The organism is Domibacillus enclensis (assembly GCF_900156125.1).
GTDB classification, from domain to species: Bacteria; Bacillota; Bacilli; order Bacillales; family Domibacillaceae; genus Domibacillus; species Domibacillus enclensis.
In genome coordinates, this window is sequence record NZ_FTLX01000007.1 from 1 (window position 1) to 19724 (window position 19724).

The 19724-nt window shown below is 46.9% G+C and carries 15 protein-coding genes, 1 rRNA gene and 1 pseudogene; 2 read left to right on the top strand and 15 right to left on the bottom strand.

Annotated features, from left to right (window positions below; translation table 11 throughout):
* The 3 genes and pseudogenes from BW952_RS13965 to BW952_RS13975 form a co-directional block, all read right to left on the bottom strand.
* Positions 1–94 (bottom strand): 16S ribosomal RNA (locus BW952_RS13965); the annotation flags it as partial.
* 498 nt (positions 95–592) lie between these two features.
* Positions 593–3226 carry a cation-translocating P-type ATPase gene (locus tag BW952_RS13970; RefSeq protein WP_045850285.1) on the bottom strand — a complete coding sequence of 878 codons (2634 nt, stop codon included), beginning with the start codon at positions 3224–3226 and terminating at the stop codon, positions 593–595.
* 86 nt (positions 3227–3312) lie between these two features.
* A pseudogene (locus tag BW952_RS13975) lies at positions 3313–3561 on the bottom strand (LysR substrate-binding domain-containing protein); the annotation flags it as partial.
* 216 nt (positions 3562–3777) lie between these two features.
* Here BW952_RS13975 and tnpB point away from each other — a divergent pair.
* A complete protein-coding gene (tnpB, locus tag BW952_RS13980; RefSeq protein WP_414735790.1) occupies positions 3778–4938 on the top strand; it encodes an IS200/IS605 family element RNA-guided endonuclease TnpB in 1161 nt (386 codons plus the stop codon).
* A 139-nt stretch (positions 4939–5077) separates the two neighbouring features.
* On the opposite strand, the gene BW952_RS13985 is transcribed toward tnpB, so the two are convergent.
* Complete coding sequence (locus BW952_RS13985; RefSeq protein WP_052698396.1) at positions 5078–5638, bottom strand: LysR family transcriptional regulator; 561 nt, start codon at positions 5636–5638, stop codon at positions 5078–5080.
* A 100-nt stretch (positions 5639–5738) separates the two neighbouring features.
* Here BW952_RS13985 and BW952_RS13990 point away from each other — a divergent pair, with 100 nt between their 5' ends.
* The gene (locus tag BW952_RS13990; RefSeq protein ID WP_231581340.1) at positions 5739–6491 is read left to right on the top strand and encodes a class I SAM-dependent methyltransferase; all 753 of its coding nucleotides are present in this window, start codon (positions 5739–5741) and stop codon (positions 6489–6491) included.
* A 23-nt stretch (positions 6492–6514) separates the two neighbouring features.
* Here the strand turns inward: BW952_RS13990 and mmsB are convergent, their stop codons facing one another.
* The 11 genes from mmsB to BW952_RS14045 all read right to left on the bottom strand — a co-directional run bounded on the left by mmsB (position 6515) and on the right by BW952_RS14045 (position 19724).
* On the bottom strand, positions 6515–7636 hold the full coding sequence (gene mmsB / locus BW952_RS13995; protein ID WP_231581349.1) for a multiple monosaccharide ABC transporter permease: 1122 nt from the start codon (positions 7634–7636) through the stop codon (positions 6515–6517).
* An 84-nt stretch (positions 7637–7720) separates the two neighbouring features.
* Complete coding sequence (gene mmsA / locus BW952_RS14000; RefSeq protein WP_045850280.1) at positions 7721–9256, bottom strand: multiple monosaccharide ABC transporter ATP-binding protein; 1536 nt, start codon at positions 9254–9256, stop codon at positions 7721–7723.
* Positions 9253–10350 (bottom strand): multiple monosaccharide ABC transporter substrate-binding protein, encoded by a 1098-nt coding sequence (chvE, locus tag BW952_RS14005; protein ID WP_045850279.1) that lies wholly within the window; start codon positions 10348–10350, stop codon positions 9253–9255. The genes mmsA and chvE overlap by 4 nt, the downstream gene beginning before the upstream one ends.
* Positions 10351–10653: 303 nt before the next feature.
* Complete coding sequence (locus BW952_RS14010) at positions 10654–11841, bottom strand: response regulator transcription factor (RefSeq protein WP_045850278.1); 1188 nt, start codon at positions 11839–11841, stop codon at positions 10654–10656.
* A 12-nt stretch (positions 11842–11853) separates the two neighbouring features.
* Positions 11854–13632 carry a cache domain-containing sensor histidine kinase gene (locus BW952_RS14015; RefSeq protein ID WP_094031990.1) on the bottom strand — a complete coding sequence of 593 codons (1779 nt, stop codon included), beginning with the start codon at positions 13630–13632 and terminating at the stop codon, positions 11854–11856.
* A 30-nt stretch (positions 13633–13662) separates the two neighbouring features.
* Positions 13663–14631 (bottom strand): substrate-binding domain-containing protein, encoded by a 969-nt coding sequence (locus tag BW952_RS14020; protein ID WP_045850276.1) that lies wholly within the window; start codon positions 14629–14631, stop codon positions 13663–13665.
* Positions 14632–14764: 133 nt separating this feature from the next.
* Positions 14765–15739 (bottom strand): glycoside hydrolase family 43 protein, encoded by a 975-nt coding sequence (locus BW952_RS14025; RefSeq protein ID WP_045850275.1) that lies wholly within the window; start codon positions 15737–15739, stop codon positions 14765–14767.
* 1 nt (position 15740) lies between these two features.
* Positions 15741–17246, bottom strand: a complete 1506-nt coding sequence (arfA, locus tag BW952_RS14030; RefSeq protein ID WP_045850274.1) for an arabinosylfuranosidase ArfA — start codon at positions 17244–17246, stop codon at positions 15741–15743.
* Between the two features lie 65 nt (positions 17247–17311).
* Entirely contained in the window at positions 17312–17977 is a 666-nt protein-coding gene (locus BW952_RS14035) for a YesL family protein (RefSeq protein ID WP_045850273.1), read from the bottom strand.
* 18 nt (positions 17978–17995) lie between these two features.
* Entirely contained in the window at positions 17996–18247 is a 252-nt protein-coding gene (locus tag BW952_RS19245; protein ID WP_076496332.1) for a hypothetical protein, read from the bottom strand.
* Positions 18240–19724 carry an alpha-N-arabinofuranosidase gene (locus BW952_RS14045; protein ID WP_045850272.1) on the bottom strand — a complete coding sequence of 495 codons (1485 nt, stop codon included), beginning with the start codon at positions 19722–19724 and terminating at the stop codon, positions 18240–18242. Before BW952_RS14045 ends, BW952_RS19245 begins: the two co-directional genes overlap by 8 nt.

The following is a 19724-nucleotide window of genomic DNA, read 5'->3' on the forward strand; positions in this document are numbered from 1 at the left end:
TGACCAGAGCAAGCTCTGATCAAATCCGCTCGACTTGCATGTATTAGGCACGCCGCCAGCGTTCGTCCTGAGCCAGGATCAAACTCTCCAAAAAGTGTTTGACTTGCTCATTTGTTTCTTATTGAAAATGCGGGGTGCACTTCAATAAGAAGATAAAACTTAAAACGTTGACGTTTTTATTGATTTTGTTCAGTTTTCAATGTTCAATTCGTTACGCTATCTTCTTCGACAGCTATAACATCATATCATTAAGTATGTTTTGTTGTCAACAACTTTTTTCAAAGTTATTTATTCAATCAAACCGTACAAACTCTATCTTTAAAACGATCGAATTCTTTAATGACAGGAATTGAATATATCACGCTTAAACCAAGCAGTCAATGCTTTTTTAAAGCTACTTTCATTGATATACTCTCTTTAACACATCACCATGATTTCAACTTGTTATCTTGGCGACATGAAATAATATAACAAATCTCTCTATAGTTCGTCAATACTTTTTACAAAAAAATGTTTCACCGGCGAAATCGCCTAATGCAGCTTTCCAGCCTATAAAAAACAGCGCGAGCCCATAAATGAGCCGCGCTGTTTTTTATTTTCTATTTTGAATCACCTTGATGATTTCCATTAACACCACCGCAGCAATAGAAAGCCCTGTGGCCATGAACCATTCATTCATGCCAAACGCCGATGGAATCGAAAAGATCTTCCTTACGCCCGGCAACACCGTTACGCCATATAACAAGAAGCAGAGCGCTATCGCACCCAGCACATACTTGTTGCTGAAAAAGCCAGCACCAAAAGCGGTTTGTGTATTAGAGCGAGCCGCAAAGGTTTGAAGAGTCCGAGCTAAAATGAGTGTTGTGAAAGCCATGGCAATCCCCATCTCTTCCGACACTTGCAAGCCGAGATAGTGGGAGATTATGACGGCGATCCCGATAAGAGCGCCTCGAGTGACAACTGCTTTTAAAGTGCCTCCCGAAAAAATCCCTTCGTTTATGTCCCGCGGCTTTCTTTTCATGACACCTGGTTCTTCCTTCTCCATCCCCAATGCCAGCGCCGGAAGCGAATCGTTAATTAAGTTGATGAACAGGAGCTGCAGCGCAGTAAATGGATTGGGCAAATTAAAGAAAACGGCAAATAAAATAGCAATAATTGCCCCCAGGTTGCCGGCGAACAAATAACCGATCGCTTTTTTTATGTTATCGAAAACTGTGCGGCCAACCCCTACTGCACTTACAATGGAAACAAAGTTATCATCCGCAAGCACCATAGCCGCTGAATCCTTTGCTACGTCCGTCCCGCTCCCCATCGCAATGCCGATATCCGCTTGCTTTAAAGCGGGTGCGTCATTTACGCCGTCTCCTGTCATAGCCGTTATATGGCCTTTTTTCTGCCACGCTTTGACGATTCGGATTTTATTTTCCGGGGAAACCCGTGCGTAAACCGATATGTCTTCAAGCTTCTGATCAAGCTCTTCATCAGAAAGACGATCCAGCTCCTGGCCGGTCAGTGCAATATCATTTTCGTCCATTAATCCGATGTCCTTACCGATTGCTTTAGCTGTTGTTTTGTGGTCTCCCGTGATCATGATGGTCCGGATGCCTGCACTTTTCGCTTCTTCAATGGAACCATAAACAGCTTCGCGCGGTGGATCAATCATTGCTGTTAGCCCAACGAGCACAAGATCATGTTCTTCTTCTTCCCTGATGGCTGACTGATTGTCGGGCAGTTTTTTGTATCCATATGCCAGGACACGCAGCGCATCACTTGAAAAAGCTTCATTGGCTTCCTTTACTTCATTAAGCTGTTCATCTGTCATCGGCTGCTCCTGGCCGTTTATTAAAATGGCACTGCAGCGGTTGAACATGACATCAGGCCCGCCTTTTGTCAGCATCAGTCTGTTTCCATCAATTGTGTGGACCGTTGACATCAACTTGCGGTCGGAGTCAAATGGCAATTCCAGCTCACGTTTAAATGCACCTCGAAGCTCTGCATGCGGTTCGTTCATCTTCTTTCCAAAATGCAGAAGAGCTGTTTCGGTCGGGTCGCCAATCTCCTGCCCTTCGTCATTGACATGCGAGTCGTTGCAAAGAACGGCAATGCGGAGTAGCAATTGCTCGGATTCGCTTCGTTCTTCGCGCGTTTCCGGGATGCCCGTTGACGCTCCCGGTATGAAGGTGTCTGTGACTGTCATTTTATTTTGTGTCAGCGTGCCCGTTTTATCCGTGCAGATGACACTCGTTGATCCGAGCGTTTCCACAGCGGGCAGCTTGCGGATAATTGCTTGCTGTTTGGCCATTTTGGTTGTCCCTACCGCCATGACGATCGTTACAATAGAAGAAAGGGCTTCAGGAATCGCTGCAACGGCAACGGCGACCGCGAACATAAAGGCGTTCAGCATGCCTTCTGTCGTGTCCACCGGTTCATTGCCAAACCAAATTCGCAGAGCCTGCGCAGCAAAAATCAACACACATAAAAGTAAAATGCCGATACCGAGCTTTTTGCTGAATTCATCCAGCTTTCGCTGAAGCGGTGTTTGCTTTGCTTCTGCCGTCGCGATCAAATTGGCAATTTTCCCGATTTCTGTTTCATTCGCTGTTCCCGTCACCACAAACGTGCCGCGTCCATTCACGACGAGAGAACCACTATGTACCATATTGAACCTGTCTCCGATCGGCGCTTCGTCTGTGATAGTCTCTGTGTTTTTTTCTGCGGCTTCCGATTCCCCCGTCAGCATGCCTTCATTAATTTTCAATGATTCACTGGCTATAAGGCGCCCGTCAGCCGGTACGTAATCCCCTGCATCCATCTGGACGATATCCCCTTTTGTCAGCTCCCGAGCCGGAACCGATTGACTCGCTCCGTCCCGCACCACTTTAGCGGACGGCGCTGACATTTCGCGCAGGGCATCCAGTGAGCTTTCGGCTTTCCTTGTTTGAACGACACTAATAATGCCATTTAACAAAAGGACAAGAAAAATAATGACAGATTCAACAACTTCTCCGAGCACGAGCTGGATTCCAGCTGCAACAAGCAGCACGATGACCATTGCGTCCTTGAATGTCATGAAAAAAAGCTTCCATACAGAATCTCTTTCTTTCCCTTCGAGTTCGTTGTAGCCATGCTTGTCCAGCCGTTCTTGCGCTTCTGTTCTGCTTAGCCCATTTTCAGACGTTTGCAGTTCTGCCAGAATATCATCTGCACTTTTTCGGTATGTTTCCAATTTTTCAGCTCCTTTTTTCGGTTATACCCCTTGTGTTTCTTTCTTCCCTTAAATAGATAGAACGTAATCCAGTTTCTGCAATTTGTTCACAATTGATCAAAAAGAAATTGCTTGAACGCCCGCGCTTCATCTGCTGAACCTTTTTCAATCAAGTATGTAGTCGATGTCACACTGTCAGCAATCTCAGATGAGTAAATACGCAGCTTTTTCGCAGCGGCTTCTTCCGCCACCATTGACAGCGGCAAATACGAAACGCCGAGGCCCGCTTCAATAAACCGCTTTGTAACTTCTACTTGGCTCACTGTCATCGTTTTTATCATCTTTGGCGAGAAAACTCTCTCCTCAAAGTGGTTTTCTTAAGGGAAGATGAATCGCTGCTTTCTGACTTTACAAACACACGTTCTTTTTGCTATAATGAGTGCAACAGGAAGCGAACGCAGAATGAAAATGAATGAGGCAGCTACAACCTGTTCGTATCCCCAAACGTGGATCCCTTGCCGTCACCAGCCGATCTCTTTCAATCGAACGATAAGAAGGTGGTGAGTCATTTGATTATTCATCGAGTCTATAAATTCCGTCTCTATCCAAACAAAGAACAAGAAATCCTCATCGCCAAAACCATCGGCTGTTCCCGTTTTGTATTTAACCGCTTTTTAGCGCAATGGAATGACGCCTTCGAGAAAACAGGGAAAGGATTGACGTATGGCACTTCTTCTTCTCAGCTTCCTGCGTTAAAGCAAGAATATGAATGGCTCAAAGAAGTGGACAGCATTGCGATTCAATCATCCTTAAAACACCTGGCGGATGCCTTTTCACGCTTTTTCAAGAAACAAAATCAGGCTCCACGATTCAAATCCAAGAAAAATCGGGTTCAGTCGTATACAACCAAATGCACAAACAACAACATTGCCGTTGAAGGAAACCGTCTCAAACTGCCAAAGCTCGGTTTTGTCCGATTCGCCAAAAGCCGGGAAGTGGAAGGGCGTATTTTGTCTGCCACCGTCCGGCGTAATCCAACGGGAAAATACTTTGTCTCCATCATGGTGGAAACAGACGTCAAGCCGCTGCCAAAAACCGGTTCTTCGGTCGGAGTAGATGTCGGCCTCAAAGATTTTGCCATTTTGTCCGACGGCACCGTGTTTAAAAACCCAAAATTTTTCCGTTCCCTTGAACAAAAACTAGCGAAAGAGCAACGCATCCTCTCACGCCGCAAACAAGGAGCGATCCAGCGAAAGCAGCCACTGCTTGAAGCGAAGAACTACCAGAAACAAAAGCGGAAAGTGGCACGTATTCATGAAAAAATCGCCAACGCACGCGCGGATTACTTGCATAAAATCTCTACCGATCTCGTCCAAAACCACGATGTGATTGGTATAGAAGATTTGCAGGTAGTGAACATGCTCAAAAACCGTAACCTCGCGAAAGCCATCAGCGAAGTGAGCTGGGCGCAGTTTCGAACGATGCTGGAGTACAAAGCATCCTGGTACGGAAAGCAAGTGGTAGTTGTGTCCAAAACCTTCGCTTCAAGCCAGCTTTGTTCCAGCTGTGGCCACAAACATAAAGACGTAAAGAATCTCGCGCTGCGTGAATGGACCTGCCCACAGTGCGGCATCCATCATGACCGGGATCTGAACGCAGGACGGAATCTGAAACAAGAAGCAGAACGTATTCTCGCTTCTTCAACCGCCGGGACGGCGGGGCTAGCCTACTAAACAACAGGCGGTTGCGCTTGTGATCGTAGGAATCCCCCACTTCAAGGAGCGTTAGCGAATAAGTGGGGGTAGTTCAAATGCGGGTTTTTGTGCTTTAATGCCTTAAGAAGCTCCTCCCAGTAATCCGGATGATTGTGGGTTAAGATCCGGTAATGCGCCAGAAAAAGGACTCGTCCGCACCTTCCAGCAGCGGCCCTAACAGAACAACCGGTTCTTCATTTACTTTCAGACTCGTTGTATTCATATAAGCGGAAGGCATCCTGGCCAGGCCGAGATCCGCTGTGCCGGCACTCACCTTTTCACCAATTTCATATGACTTCGCCACATCAATGTACACGTCAATATACGGAAACTGGCTGACAAACCGGTTCAGCAGCTCTGGCAAAAAGGATGACGCAATTTGCGGTGCACAGGCGATCGAAAGTGTTCTCGTATATCCTTGCCTCCATTCATTAAAATCGGCCATATTTTCCTGAAAGCAGCTTGTCATTTTTTCGGCGCGCTTTAAAAAAGCCGTTCCTTCAGGTGTGAGCTTCACTGCCTTGCCGCTTCGCTTGAACAATTGAATATCGAGCTCCTGCTCAAGCCGTTTAATTTGTTTCGTCACCGCCGGCTGCGTCAGGAACAACTCTTCTGAAGCCTGGCGGAAGTTTTCTGTTTTTGCCGCTTTCACAAACGTTTCCAGCCACTTTATATTCATACCCCTGCCTCCTTATTCCATTTCGTTATCAATTAATCCTTAATTAGTTAATTTTCATTATATAAGATGAGCGGTACAATAACCAAAAGGAGTGATGGAAATGAATTGGAATGCACAGTTGTATGATGGCAAACATCAATTTGTCTCTGAATTTGGACAGGATGTCGTCTCATTACTTTCCCCACAGGAAGGTGAAGCTATTTTAGATGTAGGCTGCGGTACAGGCGACCTCGCTTCTTCATTGGTGAAAAAAGGCGTGAAAGCTGTTGGTGTTGATCATTCAGCCGACATGGTGAGACAGGCAGCGCAAAAGTATCCCGATATTCCGTTTTTCGTCCGGGATGCGCACGATTTGCCATATACGGAAGAGTTTGATGCCGTTTTCTCCAATGCGGCCATTCATTGGATGAAACAGCCCGAGCACGTGCTGTCGAGCATTTGGAAATGCTTAAAGCCTGGTGGCCGCTTTGTCGCGGAGTTTGGCGGCAAAGGCAATGTAGCCGCTATTTCCCGGGCAATTGTGAAGCAAATAGAAGACTATGATCCGAGCACGTATCCATGGTTTTTCCCGTCAGTCGGCGAATATACGTCGTTGATGGAAGCGGCAGGATTCCACGTTTCATTTGCGGAGCACTTCCACCGCCCGACCCGCCTAGAAGGTCCGGACGGTATGCAAAACTGGATTCAGATGTTTGGCAGTGTCATTACGGGTGAGCAGACGGCCGCTGAGAGAGAACGGATTACAGCGGGGGCAGTCGAGGAATTAAAAGAAACGCATTTTCATGAAGATCATTGGATCGCTGACTACTGGCGGATTCGTGTCATTGGAACGAAAACGGACCTTCCTGATTAACCAGGAAGGTCCGTTTTTCACGCTTATGCTGCTTTATTTTTGTTATAAATATCAAACGCCACGGCAGCGAGAAGGACAAGCCCTTTAATTCCTTGCTGCCAGTCGATTCCGAGGCCTAACAGCGACATGCCGTTGTTCATAATCCCCATAACCAGGCCGCCAATAATGGCACCAGGCACAGTTCCAATCCCGCCGTAAGCCGAAGCACCTCCGATAAAGCAGGCTGCGATCGCATCCAGCTCAAACAGGTTTCCAGCCTTTGGCGTTGCCGCATTTAATCGTGCTGCAAAAATCAAGCCGGAGAGGGCAGAGAGAACGCCCATGTTCACAAATACCCAGAACGTCATTTGCTTTGTTTTAATTCCTGATAATTGAGCCGCTTTTTCATTGCCGCCAATCGCATAAATGTGGCGCCCGGCTTTTGTTTTTTTCATTACGTACGTGTAAACAATAATGAGGATGCCGAGCAGAATCAGCACGTTCGGAATGCCTTCATATGAAGCAAGAACGTACGTGAACACGTTCAGCAGCACAACCATACCGACAAGCTTTAACATAAATAACCCTTTGGACTGAACATCGAAATCGAATTTTTTTTGCGTGCGTCGAGCTTTCAGCTGCGTGATAACAAGCGCAACAGACAAAGCCGCGCCAATCAGCAGCGTAACCACATTCGCTGCACTTCCATCCGGAATAAAGCCCGAGCTCATCTTTTGGAAGGTTTCCGGAAACGGTGCAATTGACTTTCCTTCGAGCACGATCATCGTCAGTCCGCGGAACAGGAGCATCCCGGCAAGTGTGACGATAAACGCTGGAATTTTCACATAAGCGACCCAGAAGCCCTGCCATGCGCCAATTGCAGCCCCGACAAGAAGTGAGATCGCAACAGCGCCGAACGTCGACATCTCATAATTCACCATTAAAATAGCTGAAATCGCGCCGACAAAGGCGGCAATTGAGCCGACGGATAAATCAATATGGCCGGTAATAATGACCAGCATCATGCCAATCGCCAAAATTAAAATATAGCTGTTTTGCAAAATCAAATTGGTGATATTAAGCGGCTGAAGAAGCAGCCCGCTCGTTAGCACCTGGAATAAGAGCATAATGACAATAAGCGCAAAAATCATGCTGTACTGGCGCATATTGTTTTTAAACAATTGCTTAATGGGCGATTCCGGCTGAAGCGACGAATAATTTCTTTCCTTTTGGGCATGTGACTGCATCTTTTATCCCCTCACCTTTTGTTTTGTCATATACATCATTAATGTTTCCTGGCTCGCTTCTTCTTTTGTGACTTCACCAGTGATCGAGCCTTCATTCATCACGTACACACGGTCACACATTCCTAACAGCTCCGGCAGCTCCGAAGAAATAAGTAAGATTCCTTTTCCTTCCGCAGCAAGCTCGTTAATGATCGAATAAATCTCATACTTGGCACCGACGTCAATGCCGCGCGTCGGCTCGTCTAAAATCAAAATATCCGGCTCCGAAAAGATCCACTTGCTCAGGACCATTTTCTGCTGGTTTCCTCCGCTTAAATTGCCGGCTTTTTGAAGAACAGACGGCGTTTTAATTCGCAGCTTTTTCCGGTAGTTTTCTGCTTCGATCCGCTCTTTGTTGGCATCAATAACCGGTCCTTTTGAAATCTTGTCGAGGCTTGCCAGCGTAATATTTTGCTTAATGTCCTCCATCAAAATAAGACCGTTTCCTTTCCGGTCCTCCGACACATACGCCATTCCCTGCTTGATTGCACTCGTTACGTTCGGAAACTGGACTTCCTTTCCATTTTTCACGATGCGTCCGCTGATTTTTTTCCCGTACGCCTTTCCAAAAATACTCATCGCAAGCTCTGTGCGCCCGGCCCCCATTAATCCGGCTACCCCGACAATTTCACCGCGCCGAATGTTCAAGCTCACATTATCAATTGCTTTTCGCTCCGCGTGAGCCGGATGATAAACCGTCCAGTTCTCCACTTCAAAAATCGTTTCACCGATCTTTGGTGTGCGTTCCGGATAGCGGTTCGTTAAATCGCGCCCGACCATTCCTTTAATAATCCGGTCCTGGTTCACGTTGTCTTTTTTCATATCAAGTGTTTCAATCGACTGGCCATCGCGGATGATCGTCATTGAATCCGCCACCCGTTCAATTTCATTTAATTTATGAGAAATCATAATCGCCGACATGCCGTACCCTTTGAATTCCAGCAGCAGGTTAAGCAGGTTTTCGCTGTCGTTTTCATTCAGCGATGCGGTTGGTTCATCTAGTATTAGCAGCTTCACGTCTTTAGCGAGTGCTTTCGCAATTTCCACGAGCTGCTGCTTGCCCACGCCGATGTCCTCCACCTTTGTTTGCGGCGACTCCTTCAGCCCTACTTTTTGCAAAAGCTCCTTTGTCCGCATCATCGTTTCATTCCAGTCGATGACCCCATTTCGGCTTATTTCGTTGCCCAGAAAAATGTTTTCAGCGATCGAAAGGTACGGAATGAGCGCCAGCTCCTGATGAATGATCACGATGCCGCGCTCTTCACTCTGGCGAATGTTTTTAAATTCGCACACTTCGTTGTCGAATAAAATATCCCCTGTGTAGGAGCCGTGCGGATACACCCCGCTCAGCACCTTCATAAGCGTTGATTTTCCGGCGCCGTTTTCACCACACAATGCGTGTATTTCGCCTTGCTTCACTTGAAGATTCACGTTAGACAGCGCCTTAACGCCAGGGAACTCCTTTGTAATGCTGCGCATTTCCAAAATTACGTTCGTCATTGTGCCACCTCTTCCTTTTGGCCAAGCTGCTCAGCTGTATAGTAACCACTGTCAATTAAAACGGTTTCAAAATTGTTTTGATCGACCGATACGGGTTTCAGCAAGAAAGCCGGGACAACCTTTGCTCCGTTGTCATACGTTTCCGTATCTGTTACCTCAGCCTGCTCGCCATTTAAAACGGCAACGGCCATATCAACGGCTTTTTGCGCCAGCTCACGTGTATCTTTAAACACCGTTTGCGTTTGCTGCCCGCTTATAATCGACTTGATCGAAGCAAGCTCCGCATCCTGTCCGGTAATGACCGGCATTGGCTTTTCTGCAGAGCCGTAGCCAATTCCCTTTAATGAAGAAATCGCGCCAATGCTAATGCCATCATAAGGTGACAGCACCGCATCCAATCGATCCTTCGTATAGTAAGCGCTTAACAAATTGTCCATACGAGCCTGCGCCAACGCGCCATCCCAGCGCAGTGTTGCCCCCTGGTTAAAGTTTGTCTGTCCGCTTTTCACCACAAGCTGGCCGCTGTCGATGTATGGCTGAATAATCGACATCGCTCCGTCAAAAAAGAAATACGCATTGTTGTCATCCGGTGAACCGGCAAACAGCTCAATGTTGAAGGGTCCTTTTCCACTATTCAAGCCAAGCTTTTCTTCAATGTACTGCCCTTGAAGGACACCCACCTGGAAGTTATCGAATGTCGCATAGTAGTCAATGTATTCGCTGTATTGAATGAGACGGTCATAGGAAATGATTTTGATGTTTTCTTTATGAGCCCGCTCCAGAACGGTTGTGAGCGCTGCTTGTCCGTCAATCGGCGCCACCACTAATACATCGACCCCTTTTGTAATCATATTTTCAATTTGGGCCGTCTGGTTTTCCACAACATCCTCTGCATATTGAAGATCTGTTTTATAGCCAAGCTTTTCAAACTGCTTTTTCATATTTTCACCGTCGTTCACCCACCGCTCGGATGATTTCGTCGGCATAGAGATCCCAATATAGCCTTTTTCACTGCCGCTCGTGTCGATCGCTCCGCAAGCAGATAAAGCAAAAACGAGCAGCAAAAGCATCGGAACTGAAAGCCACTTCTTCATTCAACGCTCCCCCTTTTTGTTTCTTTTTGTCTTAATTTGACTATATCACCGAGGGTTGAGGGCGTCTTTTCAATAAATTATCCCTTTTTATAAAAAATCAACTTTCATAAAACCGCTTTCAAAAAAATACAAAGAGGGGGTCACCTTCAACGGAAACTTCCGCTAAAACCGAACGATTTGGGCCGGTCATTCGTCCGTTCAATCGGAATAGCTGGATGCACACGAATGACGGCTGGATTATCGATCATCCAGCCGTCAAGACGTCTCTTATTCTTCTGCTCAAACCTTTTATCATGTTCTATCCTAGCTGTTTCTTTTCCTGTACTGGTTGGGCGGCATGCCGACGGCTTTTTTAAAAGCGGTGCTAAAGTAGTGCTGGGAATCGAACCCGACGGCCTCTGCAATGCTTAAAATCGTTAGATCAGTCGTTTCCAGCAGGTAAATCGCTTTGTCCATCCGCTTGCCAGTGACAAGCTGGACGAAGGAAACACCAAGCTCCTGCTTGATGATCCGGCTTAAATAGACGGGTGAGACTTGCAGCGCTTCTGCTGTTGCTTCAAGAGAAAGGCCGGGATTTTCGTAGCGTTCATGAATATAATCACGCGCTCTCCGGACAATTGGTGATGCAGCGGCATCCTGCTGTGCTTTTTCCAGACACCGTTTATACGCACAGGAAACAGCATCCATTACCTTTTCGCGGTAAAACTGGCTATGTATTTTCATATAGTTCTTCAGCGTTTCTTCGATTGCCTGTACCCATTTTTCACAAAGAGGCACCCACGTGACGAGGACTACATGCTCATCGTTTGAAAATAGCAAATGCTCTGTTTCATGGAGCCATTCCTCGGCAATATTTTTCACAGCGAACAGCATCATTCTTCGGTCTGATTCCGTCAGCATCGGCGCACCCGACCGGAAGGCCTGTGTCCGAATAATCCCGATTTCTGTCGGAGCGCTGACTGGCAGGTTAAAGAATGCCAGCTGATTCTCTGCGTCTTCCTTGCTCACTCGCCCCATCACCCAATCTTCCCCAAACGATTCCTTCAGCGCCAGCTCATTTTTAGAAATTTGCCTGGTTATTCTTTGCATGCGAACAGCTTCCGCCTCGGATTCCTCAAGCTTTTTGGCTACACCATTGATGACGGCCCGGAGCTGCTCCGGATTGACCGGCTTTAAAATGTAATCGGTCACGTTCATGCGGAGCGCTTCCTGTGCATACGTGAATTCATCATGCCCCGTAATAATAATGACGTGGCAATGTGGATTTTGCTCTTTCAACGCACGGATCATATCGATCCCATTCATGATCGGCATATTCAAATCCGCCAGCACAACGTGAACGCCGTGTTCAATAGCCAGCTCGAGTGCTTCTTCCCCGTCTTCTGCTTCTGCCGCCACCTCCATTCCGAGCATCGGCCAGTCAACAGAGTCTCTCAGGCCCTCCCGAATCATTGGCTCATCATCGGCAATCAACACTTTCCAGGCTGTCATGTTCCTTCCTCCTTATTCTGCGTTTAACGGACGGGTAAAAGGCAGATGAATCGTCGCTTTCGTGCCCGCGTTTTGACAGCTTTCAATTTGAATTCCATACACCGGACCGAAAACAAGCTGAATTCGGGCCTGTACATTCATCATGCCGTAGCCAAAGTCCGTTTTCTGCATAGGCGCGTCCGCTTGAACAGAAGCTAACTTGGTCCGGATTTGCTCCAGACGCTCCTCATTCATTCCAGCCCCGTCGTCTTCAACTGTTAAAACGAGCGTATCGGCTTGCTTAAATGCGTTAATGCGAATATGTCCCGGCCCGCGCCGCTCTTTAATGCCATGATAAATAGCATTTTCCACAACCGGCTGCAGCACAAGCTTCAGAACAGCTGCTCCTTCTGCTTCCGAGTCGACATCCAGACTGTAGTTCAGCTTGTCCTTGTATCTTGCCTTTTGAATGCGCAAATAGCTTTCAATGTGTGCCGCTTCATCCTTCAGAGATATGATGTCGTGGCCTTTACTCAAACCGATCCGGAACAGGGTGGACAAAGAATCCACTACATCGGCTACATCCTCCGCCCCTCGCTTGCGAGCCATCCAGTTGATTGTATCCAATGTGTTGTATAAAAAATGCGGCTTTATGTGAGCCTGCAGACTGCGCAGCTCCGCTTCTCTTTTTTGCTGCTCCTGCACTTTGTTTACCGCCACCAGCTTTTGAATTTGCATAAGCATATGATTTAAGCTTCTGCCCAGCACCCCGATTTCATCTTTCCGGTCGTCCTGATAACGGGCAGCCAGATCCCCTTTTTCCACCTTTCGAATAAATGAAATAACACGCAAAATCGGACGGGACATCGAATTGGAAAGGACGTAGGCAGCTGTGATAGCAACGAAAAAGATTAAAAAGATAAAGCAAACGACAAAGAAATTGATTGTGCGCACTTCTGCAATGGACTCTTTTGTTGAAAAGACACCGACTGTCGTCCAGTTTGTAAACGGCTGGTTTTGATAAATAAACTGGTGCTCCGTCCCCTCAATACTAGCGGAAAACGTCCCGGCTTCTTTTTCTTTAAACCGGCTGACTGGCACACCGCTCAGCAAAGAGGCGTCCGGCATATAAACTGCTTTTCCGTTTTCATCCAGCACCATAAAAGAGCCGGCTTTCCCGGGATTAAGATTGCGGACGGCTTCCGCTATGACCCGAAGCTTTAAATCAATTAAAATAACGCCTTTCACCTGCTTTGTTTCCGGATCGACGATGGCGCGGACCACTGAAACAATTTCATCCTCTCCATAATGAACGTGGCTTGTGATCAACCGGTCCTTCGGCTGGCCGATCATTTTAAATATCCCCGCCCCTTCAACCGCCTGCCGGTACCAGTCTTCTTCGGTTACATTTTGATCGGCTGGCGCATATAATTCGTTGCTGACCGCTTCTCCTTTATTGTTCACAACTAAGATGCCTGCAGCCTCCGGATAGAGCGTCGTCAGCCTTTGCATAAACTGGCGGATGGCATAATGCTCCTCCTCCGTTCCTTCCCCCTTTAAAAATGCTTCTACCTCCGGGTCAAGCGACAGCAAATAGCTGACATTTTGCATATTTCCCGCGTAATACTCCAGCGACTTGTTCACCTGACCGATCAGCTGAAGCGTGTTTTCTGTTACCTGCTCTTCAATCACCCGCTCCACTGTCACTGCGATTAAGATGCTCAAGAAAATAGCCGGCACGATCGTAACAATGAGCAGAAGGGTGACCAGCTTATGCTTGATCGGAATATCATTCAATTTCCATTTATTCATGTTCATTTGCCTCACTCATTTTCGATGCGCCTACCAGGCATAGTACGCTTCCACATTTTCTTTCGTTACGACCGTTACTCCTGTGTTCACATGCTTCGGAATGCGCGCAGACGGATTTTGCTTCAGCTTCGTCAAAAACTGCAGCGACTGATAGCCCATTTCCCACGTTCCCTGCGCAATCGTTGCATCCATTTCTCCTTTTTTGATTAAATCGAGCGTTTGCTTGTATGTATCAAAGCCGATTACGCGTGCATCGCTTTGCACAGAGCGGACTGCCTCCGCAATACCCGCTCCGCCATTTGCTTCTGTGGAGAAAAATCCTTTCATATCCGGATGCTCCTTTAACAGCTGAAGCACAGCTTGTTTTGCGGCTCTTTCATCCCGTTCGCCGTTTTCTACTGCCACAACCTCCATATCCGAATAGCTTTCTATCGTCTCCACAAATCCATTTGTGCGCTCCTGCAGGTTGAGCTGGCCCGGCGCTGTGATCACAGCCGTTTTCCCTGTTTCGTTTAAAAGCGAAGCAAGCTGCCGGGCAGCGGATGCGCCAGCTTCTTTATTGTTTGTTCCCAGAAAAGAAGCTGCACCGCTTTCTGGTGCATCTGCATCGAACAGCACGACAGGTATCCCGGCGTCTATCGCCTGCTGAATGGTCGAGTCCAGCTTCTGTGCATCTACAGCGGATACGGCGATGCCGGCAGGTTTTCTCGCAATTACCTGCTCAAGAACGGTAATTTGTTCGTACACATCCACTTGCGGTGCGCCCCTGTACTCTACCGAAACGCCAAGCTCCTCAGCCGCGTCCTCAAATCCTTTAATGGCCGGCTTCCAGTAGTCAATGCCTGCTTGAAATGTGACCATGACATATTTTTCGTCCAGCGACGTGGAGAAAGAAGCCGTTTCACTTTGCTGCCGTTCCCGTTCATTTATTTGATAATGATAAAAATAAGCGCCAAACGCCAAAAGCAAAAACGTATAAATGACTAAAAGCTTTTTCAAAATATGAATCCCCTTTCAAAAAGGTCGATCAACTTGTACGTATAACGTAGTTTCAAGATAGCATCATTCCGCTTTTTACACAATATGTAACCACAACAAAAAAAGAACGTGCGCTGATCGCACGTTCTTCTTGTTATACCGTAGATGTGGATGCTTCATTCCGGACCGGCTCTCCAAACACGGGATCGCCCTGTTCATTCCATGAAAACGGCTGGATGCAGGCGTGACGCCCTCCATCATTAAGCGCTTCTCCACCACCCGTCTTTTGATGACGAACATGATAAACAAGCAGGTCCGTACAGCCGTCCTCGGCCACTGTAAAGCTGTTATGCCCGGGTCCAAACTTTTCATTTTGGTCGCTTGTCTGAAAAACCGGCTCCTTCTTTTTTTCCCACGAAGACGCTTCAAGAAGAGGACTGTTTTCATCCGCCTTTAAAAGGCCCATTGCGTAGTTTTCGTCCGTGGCACTGGCAGAGTAGGTGATGAATATTTTTCCGTTTCGTTTTAAAACAGCAGGCCCTTCATTGACCGGAATTTTTCTCATTTCCCATTCAAGATCCGGCTTCGTCAGCATCACCTGCTTTGTTTTTAACGTCCATGGATTGTCCATTTGAGCAATATACAGATTAGAGTTGCCTAAGATGCCCGGATCTTTTTGAGCCCATACATAGTACAACGTGTTTTGATGCTCAAACACCGTCGCATCCAGCGAAAAGGATTCCCAACCTGTTTGAATCTGTCCTTTTTCCTCCCATGTTCCATCAAGCGGGTTTTCACTGCTGCTTTCAATGACAAACATGCGGTGCTGAAAGGTTTTATGCTCCGGATGGCTTTCTTCCGTCGGAGCAGCCGCGAAATAGATGTACCATTTTCCTCGTATATAATGAAGCTCCGGCGCCCAGATCAAGCTGCTTAAAGCACCATGCTCATGCTTTCTCCAGACGGTTGTCACCCGTGCCTCCCGAAGACCGTCAATTGTTTTGGCCCGCCGTAAATTAATCCGGTCAAATTCCGGCGCAGAGGCGATAAAATAATAATAGCCGTCTGTGTGCTTATGAATGAATGGGTCCGCCTGTTTAAGCAATAGCGGGTTTCGGTACCTCACCATCTTATGCTTTCCCAAGCCGGATCACATTCCAGGACAGCTTCGGTAATTGTGCAGACAACTGCCCGCCATCCACTTTTGCATCTCCATTGTTATGCGGAACCACATTCGAGCGGTTGAGCTGGTTTGTCGCTTTGACATCATCATTTTGAAGGACAATGTGCTCTTTTACGGCGTACCCTTCAAAGCTTCTAACGTCTGCATCGAGACTTAACGAATCCTCCTGGTGACGGTTCACCGCAAAAATTGTGACTGTTTCTTCTTCTTCGTTATACACAGAAACCGTATCCAGATAAGGAACGTCGGTAAAATCCTTGCAGTCATATTTCGGTGATGACACGTTCGCATGGAGAGCCACACCTCTGCCAAAAACAGATGCATGCATATATGGATAGAAAATCGGCTGCTTCCATGCTTCTCCGCCTTTTTCCGTCATAATTGGTGCGATGACATTAACGAGCTGGGCAAGGCAGGCAATCTTCACCCGGTCTGCGCGGCGCAGCATGGAAATGAGCATGCTTCCGACGAGCAGGGCGTCCTCGAATGTATAAATGTCCTCAAGCTGCGGCGGCGCAACCGACCACGGTTCAATTTGTTTGTCCGCTTCATTGGAATGAAACCAGACATTCCACTCGTCAAAGGATAGATTGATTGTTTTCTTGCTGCGTTTTTTCGCTTTCATATAATCCGCAATCGAGATAACCGAATAAATAAACTGATCCATATCCATAGACTGCGCTAAATAATTGGCCAGATCCCCGTCACGGTTGCCGTAATACGTATGAAGGGAAATGTAGTCCACGTGCTCGTACGTGTGATCCAGCACTGTCGCTTCCCACTCCGCAAATGTCGGCATGTGGCGGTTTGAGCTTCCGCAGGCAACCAGTTCAATTGATGGATCTACCCAGCGCATCGCTTTTGCTGTCTCGGCAGCAAGGCGTCCGTATTCATGAGCGGTTTTGTGGCCAATTTGCCACGGGCCGTCCATTTCATTTCCCAGACACCACGTTTTAATGTGATGAGGCTCTTTATATCCGTGAGAAACACGCAGATCGCTCCAGTAAGAACCCGAGGTATGATTGCAGTATTCTACCAGATTGCGGGCTGCATCAATACCGCGCGTCCCCAAGTTCACTGCCATGTTTACTTCAGCGTTAATTTTTTTAGCCCAGTCCATAAATTCATTCGTGCCAATTTCATTCGTTTCCGTCGTCCGCCAGGCAAGGTCAAGACGTCGAGGCCGATCTGAAACAGGCCCTACTCCATCCTCCCAGTTATAGCCTGAAACAAAATTGCCTCCTGGATAACGAACGAGTGGCACCTTCAGCTCTTTTACAAGATCAATCACATCGGTACGAAACCCTTGCTCGTCCGCGGATGGATGATCGGGCTCGTAAATGCCTTCATAAACAGCACGTCCTAAATGTTCGATAAATGAACCATAAATGCGCTCATCAATTTTTCCAATTACAAACTCTTTATCAATCGTCATGTTTGCTTTTTGTGTCATGATTAATTTCTCCTTTGTCGTGTACGTACACGTTTTTTTAATAAAAGAATCCGTGATTTCCGGATTCACGCGGGATACGTTTTCTGTATAGCTGGAGCGGCTTGTTTCGCCCGTAATGCGGCTGCTTTTCTTTCTATTCGGTTAAATGAATGCTGGATAAGCCAGAGCTGAATAATGACCAGCGTACTGCTGAGAAAAAACAAAGCGGCTGAAGGGTACGAAAACAGTAAATAATAAATAGCTGATTGACTGATGAGCACAGCGATCGAAATAGGCAAATTTACCATACTCATCATAAAAGCTGATTTCCATATTTGAAGAATTGACCCTTTCCTTAATGCGTACAATGGCAAAAGGTGCGTACCTGTGATAATCAAAAAGAAGACAGCCAGATAAAATGCCGCAATCATGATGAGACTTGCCCCATTCTCCTGAATTACTAAAAAGTTCGCATATAAAACGAGCGCTGCTGCCAAATAGGGAAGACCCATTTTATTTGAAGAAAAAAAGGATAACCGATATGAACGCCAGAACAAATGGAAGACTGGCACACTACTTTCTCCATCAAGCCACTTTTTGCAAACAATCATTAAAGCAGCTGTTGCTGGAAAAACACCAAACACAATAAGGCCTGCCGCGCTAAAAATCATCCAAAGAAAGTGGGCATAAGCTAGTTTGGTCATCCAGGAAAAAACATCTGTCAGCTTTTCCATAAATGAATTTGGTTTCATGCTGATCCCTCCCAAGTCTCACCATTTTGATTCTTCCGGGTGTGGACATTTTGCATCTGGTAAATCGACGCGATATGAAACAAGCATACCTGATTGACCACATGTTGTTCCATACATTAGAAACTCACAAAATGCACATTGTTCAAGACGCCGCTTTCTCCTCGGCAATTCTTCATGATCGAGCAGCATCTCATCTGTCAGAAAAACGACTGGCTTTTTTTCTAACGAAACACTTCCTGTACATCCTTTACAAAAAGGAACATCAGCCATTAGTCTTCAGCTCAAGAACGACAATGGACATAGCCGGCATATTCACCTGTAACGATGTGCCATCCAATGAATACGCTCCAAACGTTTTCGGCTTCACTGCTTCTGGCTGTTCAAACGTATTATGCGCATCCATTTGCTGAGCGGATAAGATCGTTCCGGCCACGTGAAGATTCTCTACCGCAAGACCTCGTAAATCCACAGTGACATCCGTTTCGTTTTGATGGTCAATGTTGCACAAGCTAATGTGAATGTGGCCTTTTTTGTTTTTAGAGGCTGACATGCTCACCTGTGGCATCGATTCGTATTCTTCCGCTTGAACGTCGAGTGACAGCTTCACCGCGTCGTGATGCACCTTGAACATATCAAACACATGATACGTTGGCGTTAAAATCATTTCGCTCCCTTCTGTCAAAATCATCGCCTGCAGCACATTTACTGTTTGGGCAATGTTAGTCATTTGCACCCGCTCATGATGCTCATGGAAAATGTGAAAATGAATCGACGCGACCAGTGCATCCCGAATCGTATTTTGCTGGTAAAGAAACCCTGGATTTGTGCCTGGCTCCACGTCAAACCACGTGCCCCACTCATCGACGATAATGGCGACTTTTTTCTCCGGGTCATATTTATCAATAACAGTGCTGTGCTTCGTGAGCAGTTCATCCATGTGAAGCGCCTTCTTCATCGTGGCGACCCATTCATGCTCCGGGAAGCCAGTGGCCGCCCCTTTTCCCGTCCAGAATTCACCCGGAATAGTGTAGTAGTGCAAGCTTAATCCATCCATAAAACGGGCGGACTCGCGCATAAGCACTTCTGTCCAGTTATAGTCAGCTACGTTCGCCCCACCGGCAATTTTGTAGATCTGATTGCCGTCATAATTACGGACATACGTTTGATAGCGCCGGTACAAGTCGGAATAATATTCAGGGCGCATATTGCCTCCGCAGCCCCAGTTTTCATTTCCAACACCGAAATATGTTAGTTTCCACGGCTCATCTCTTCCATTTTCACGGCGCCAATCTGCCATCGGAGATTCACCTTTAAATGTCATGTACTCCACCCACTCAGACATTTCCTGAACCGTGCCGCTGCCGACATTTCCACATATATACGGCTCGCACTCCAGCATTTCACACAGCATCATAAACTCGTGTGTGCCAAAGTGATTGTTTTCCACGACTCCGCCCCAATGTGTATTTACCATCCGCTTGCGGTTTTCACGAGGGCCGATTCCGTCTTTCCAATGGTACTCATCCGCAAAGCAGCCGCCTGGCCAGCGCAGCACCGGGATTTGAATTTTTTTCAATGCTTCAAGAACGTCTGTGCGAATCCCTTTTTCATTTGGAATCGGCGAATCCTCTCCTACCCAAATCCCCTCATAAATACAACGCCCCAAATGCTCGGCGAAATGACCGTATATGTTTTTATTGATGATGCCTTGTTCAATATCCATATTTAGCACAGCTGAATGTTTCAC

Bases quoted from the DNA above. Each gene is read 5' to 3' on its own strand.
- BW952_RS13985 (WP_052698396.1), bottom strand. From the start codon at position 5,638: ATGAATATAAAGTGGCTGGAAACGTTTGTGAAAGCGGCAAAAACAGAA.
- BW952_RS13990 (WP_231581340.1), top strand. From the start codon at position 5,739: ATGAATTGGAATGCACAGTTGTATGATGGCAAACATCAATTTGTCTCT.
- mmsB (WP_231581349.1), bottom strand. From the start codon at position 7,636: ATGCGCCAGTACAGCATGATTTTTGCGCTTATTGTCATTATGCTCTTA.
- mmsA (WP_045850280.1), bottom strand. From the start codon at position 9,256: ATGACGAACGTAATTTTGGAAATGCGCAGCATTACAAAGGAGTTCCCT.
- chvE (WP_045850279.1), bottom strand. From the start codon at position 10,350: ATGAAGAAGTGGCTTTCAGTTCCGATGCTTTTGCTGCTCGTTTTTGCT.
- BW952_RS14010 (WP_045850278.1), bottom strand. From the start codon at position 11,841: ATGACAGCCTGGAAAGTGTTGATTGCCGATGATGAGCCAATGATTCGG.
- BW952_RS14015 (WP_094031990.1), bottom strand. From the start codon at position 13,632: ATGAATAAATGGAAATTGAATGATATTCCGATCAAGCATAAGCTGGTC.
- BW952_RS14025 (WP_045850275.1), bottom strand. From the start codon at position 15,739: ATGGTGAGGTACCGAAACCCGCTATTGCTTAAACAGGCGGACCCATTC.
- arfA (WP_045850274.1), bottom strand. From the start codon at position 17,246: ATGACACAAAAAGCAAACATGACGATTGATAAAGAGTTTGTAATTGGA.
- BW952_RS14035 (WP_045850273.1), bottom strand. From the start codon at position 17,977: ATGAAACCAAATTCATTTATGGAAAAGCTGACAGATGTTTTTTCCTGG.
- BW952_RS19245 (WP_076496332.1), bottom strand. From the start codon at position 18,247: ATGGCTGATGTTCCTTTTTGTAAAGGATGTACAGGAAGTGTTTCGTTA.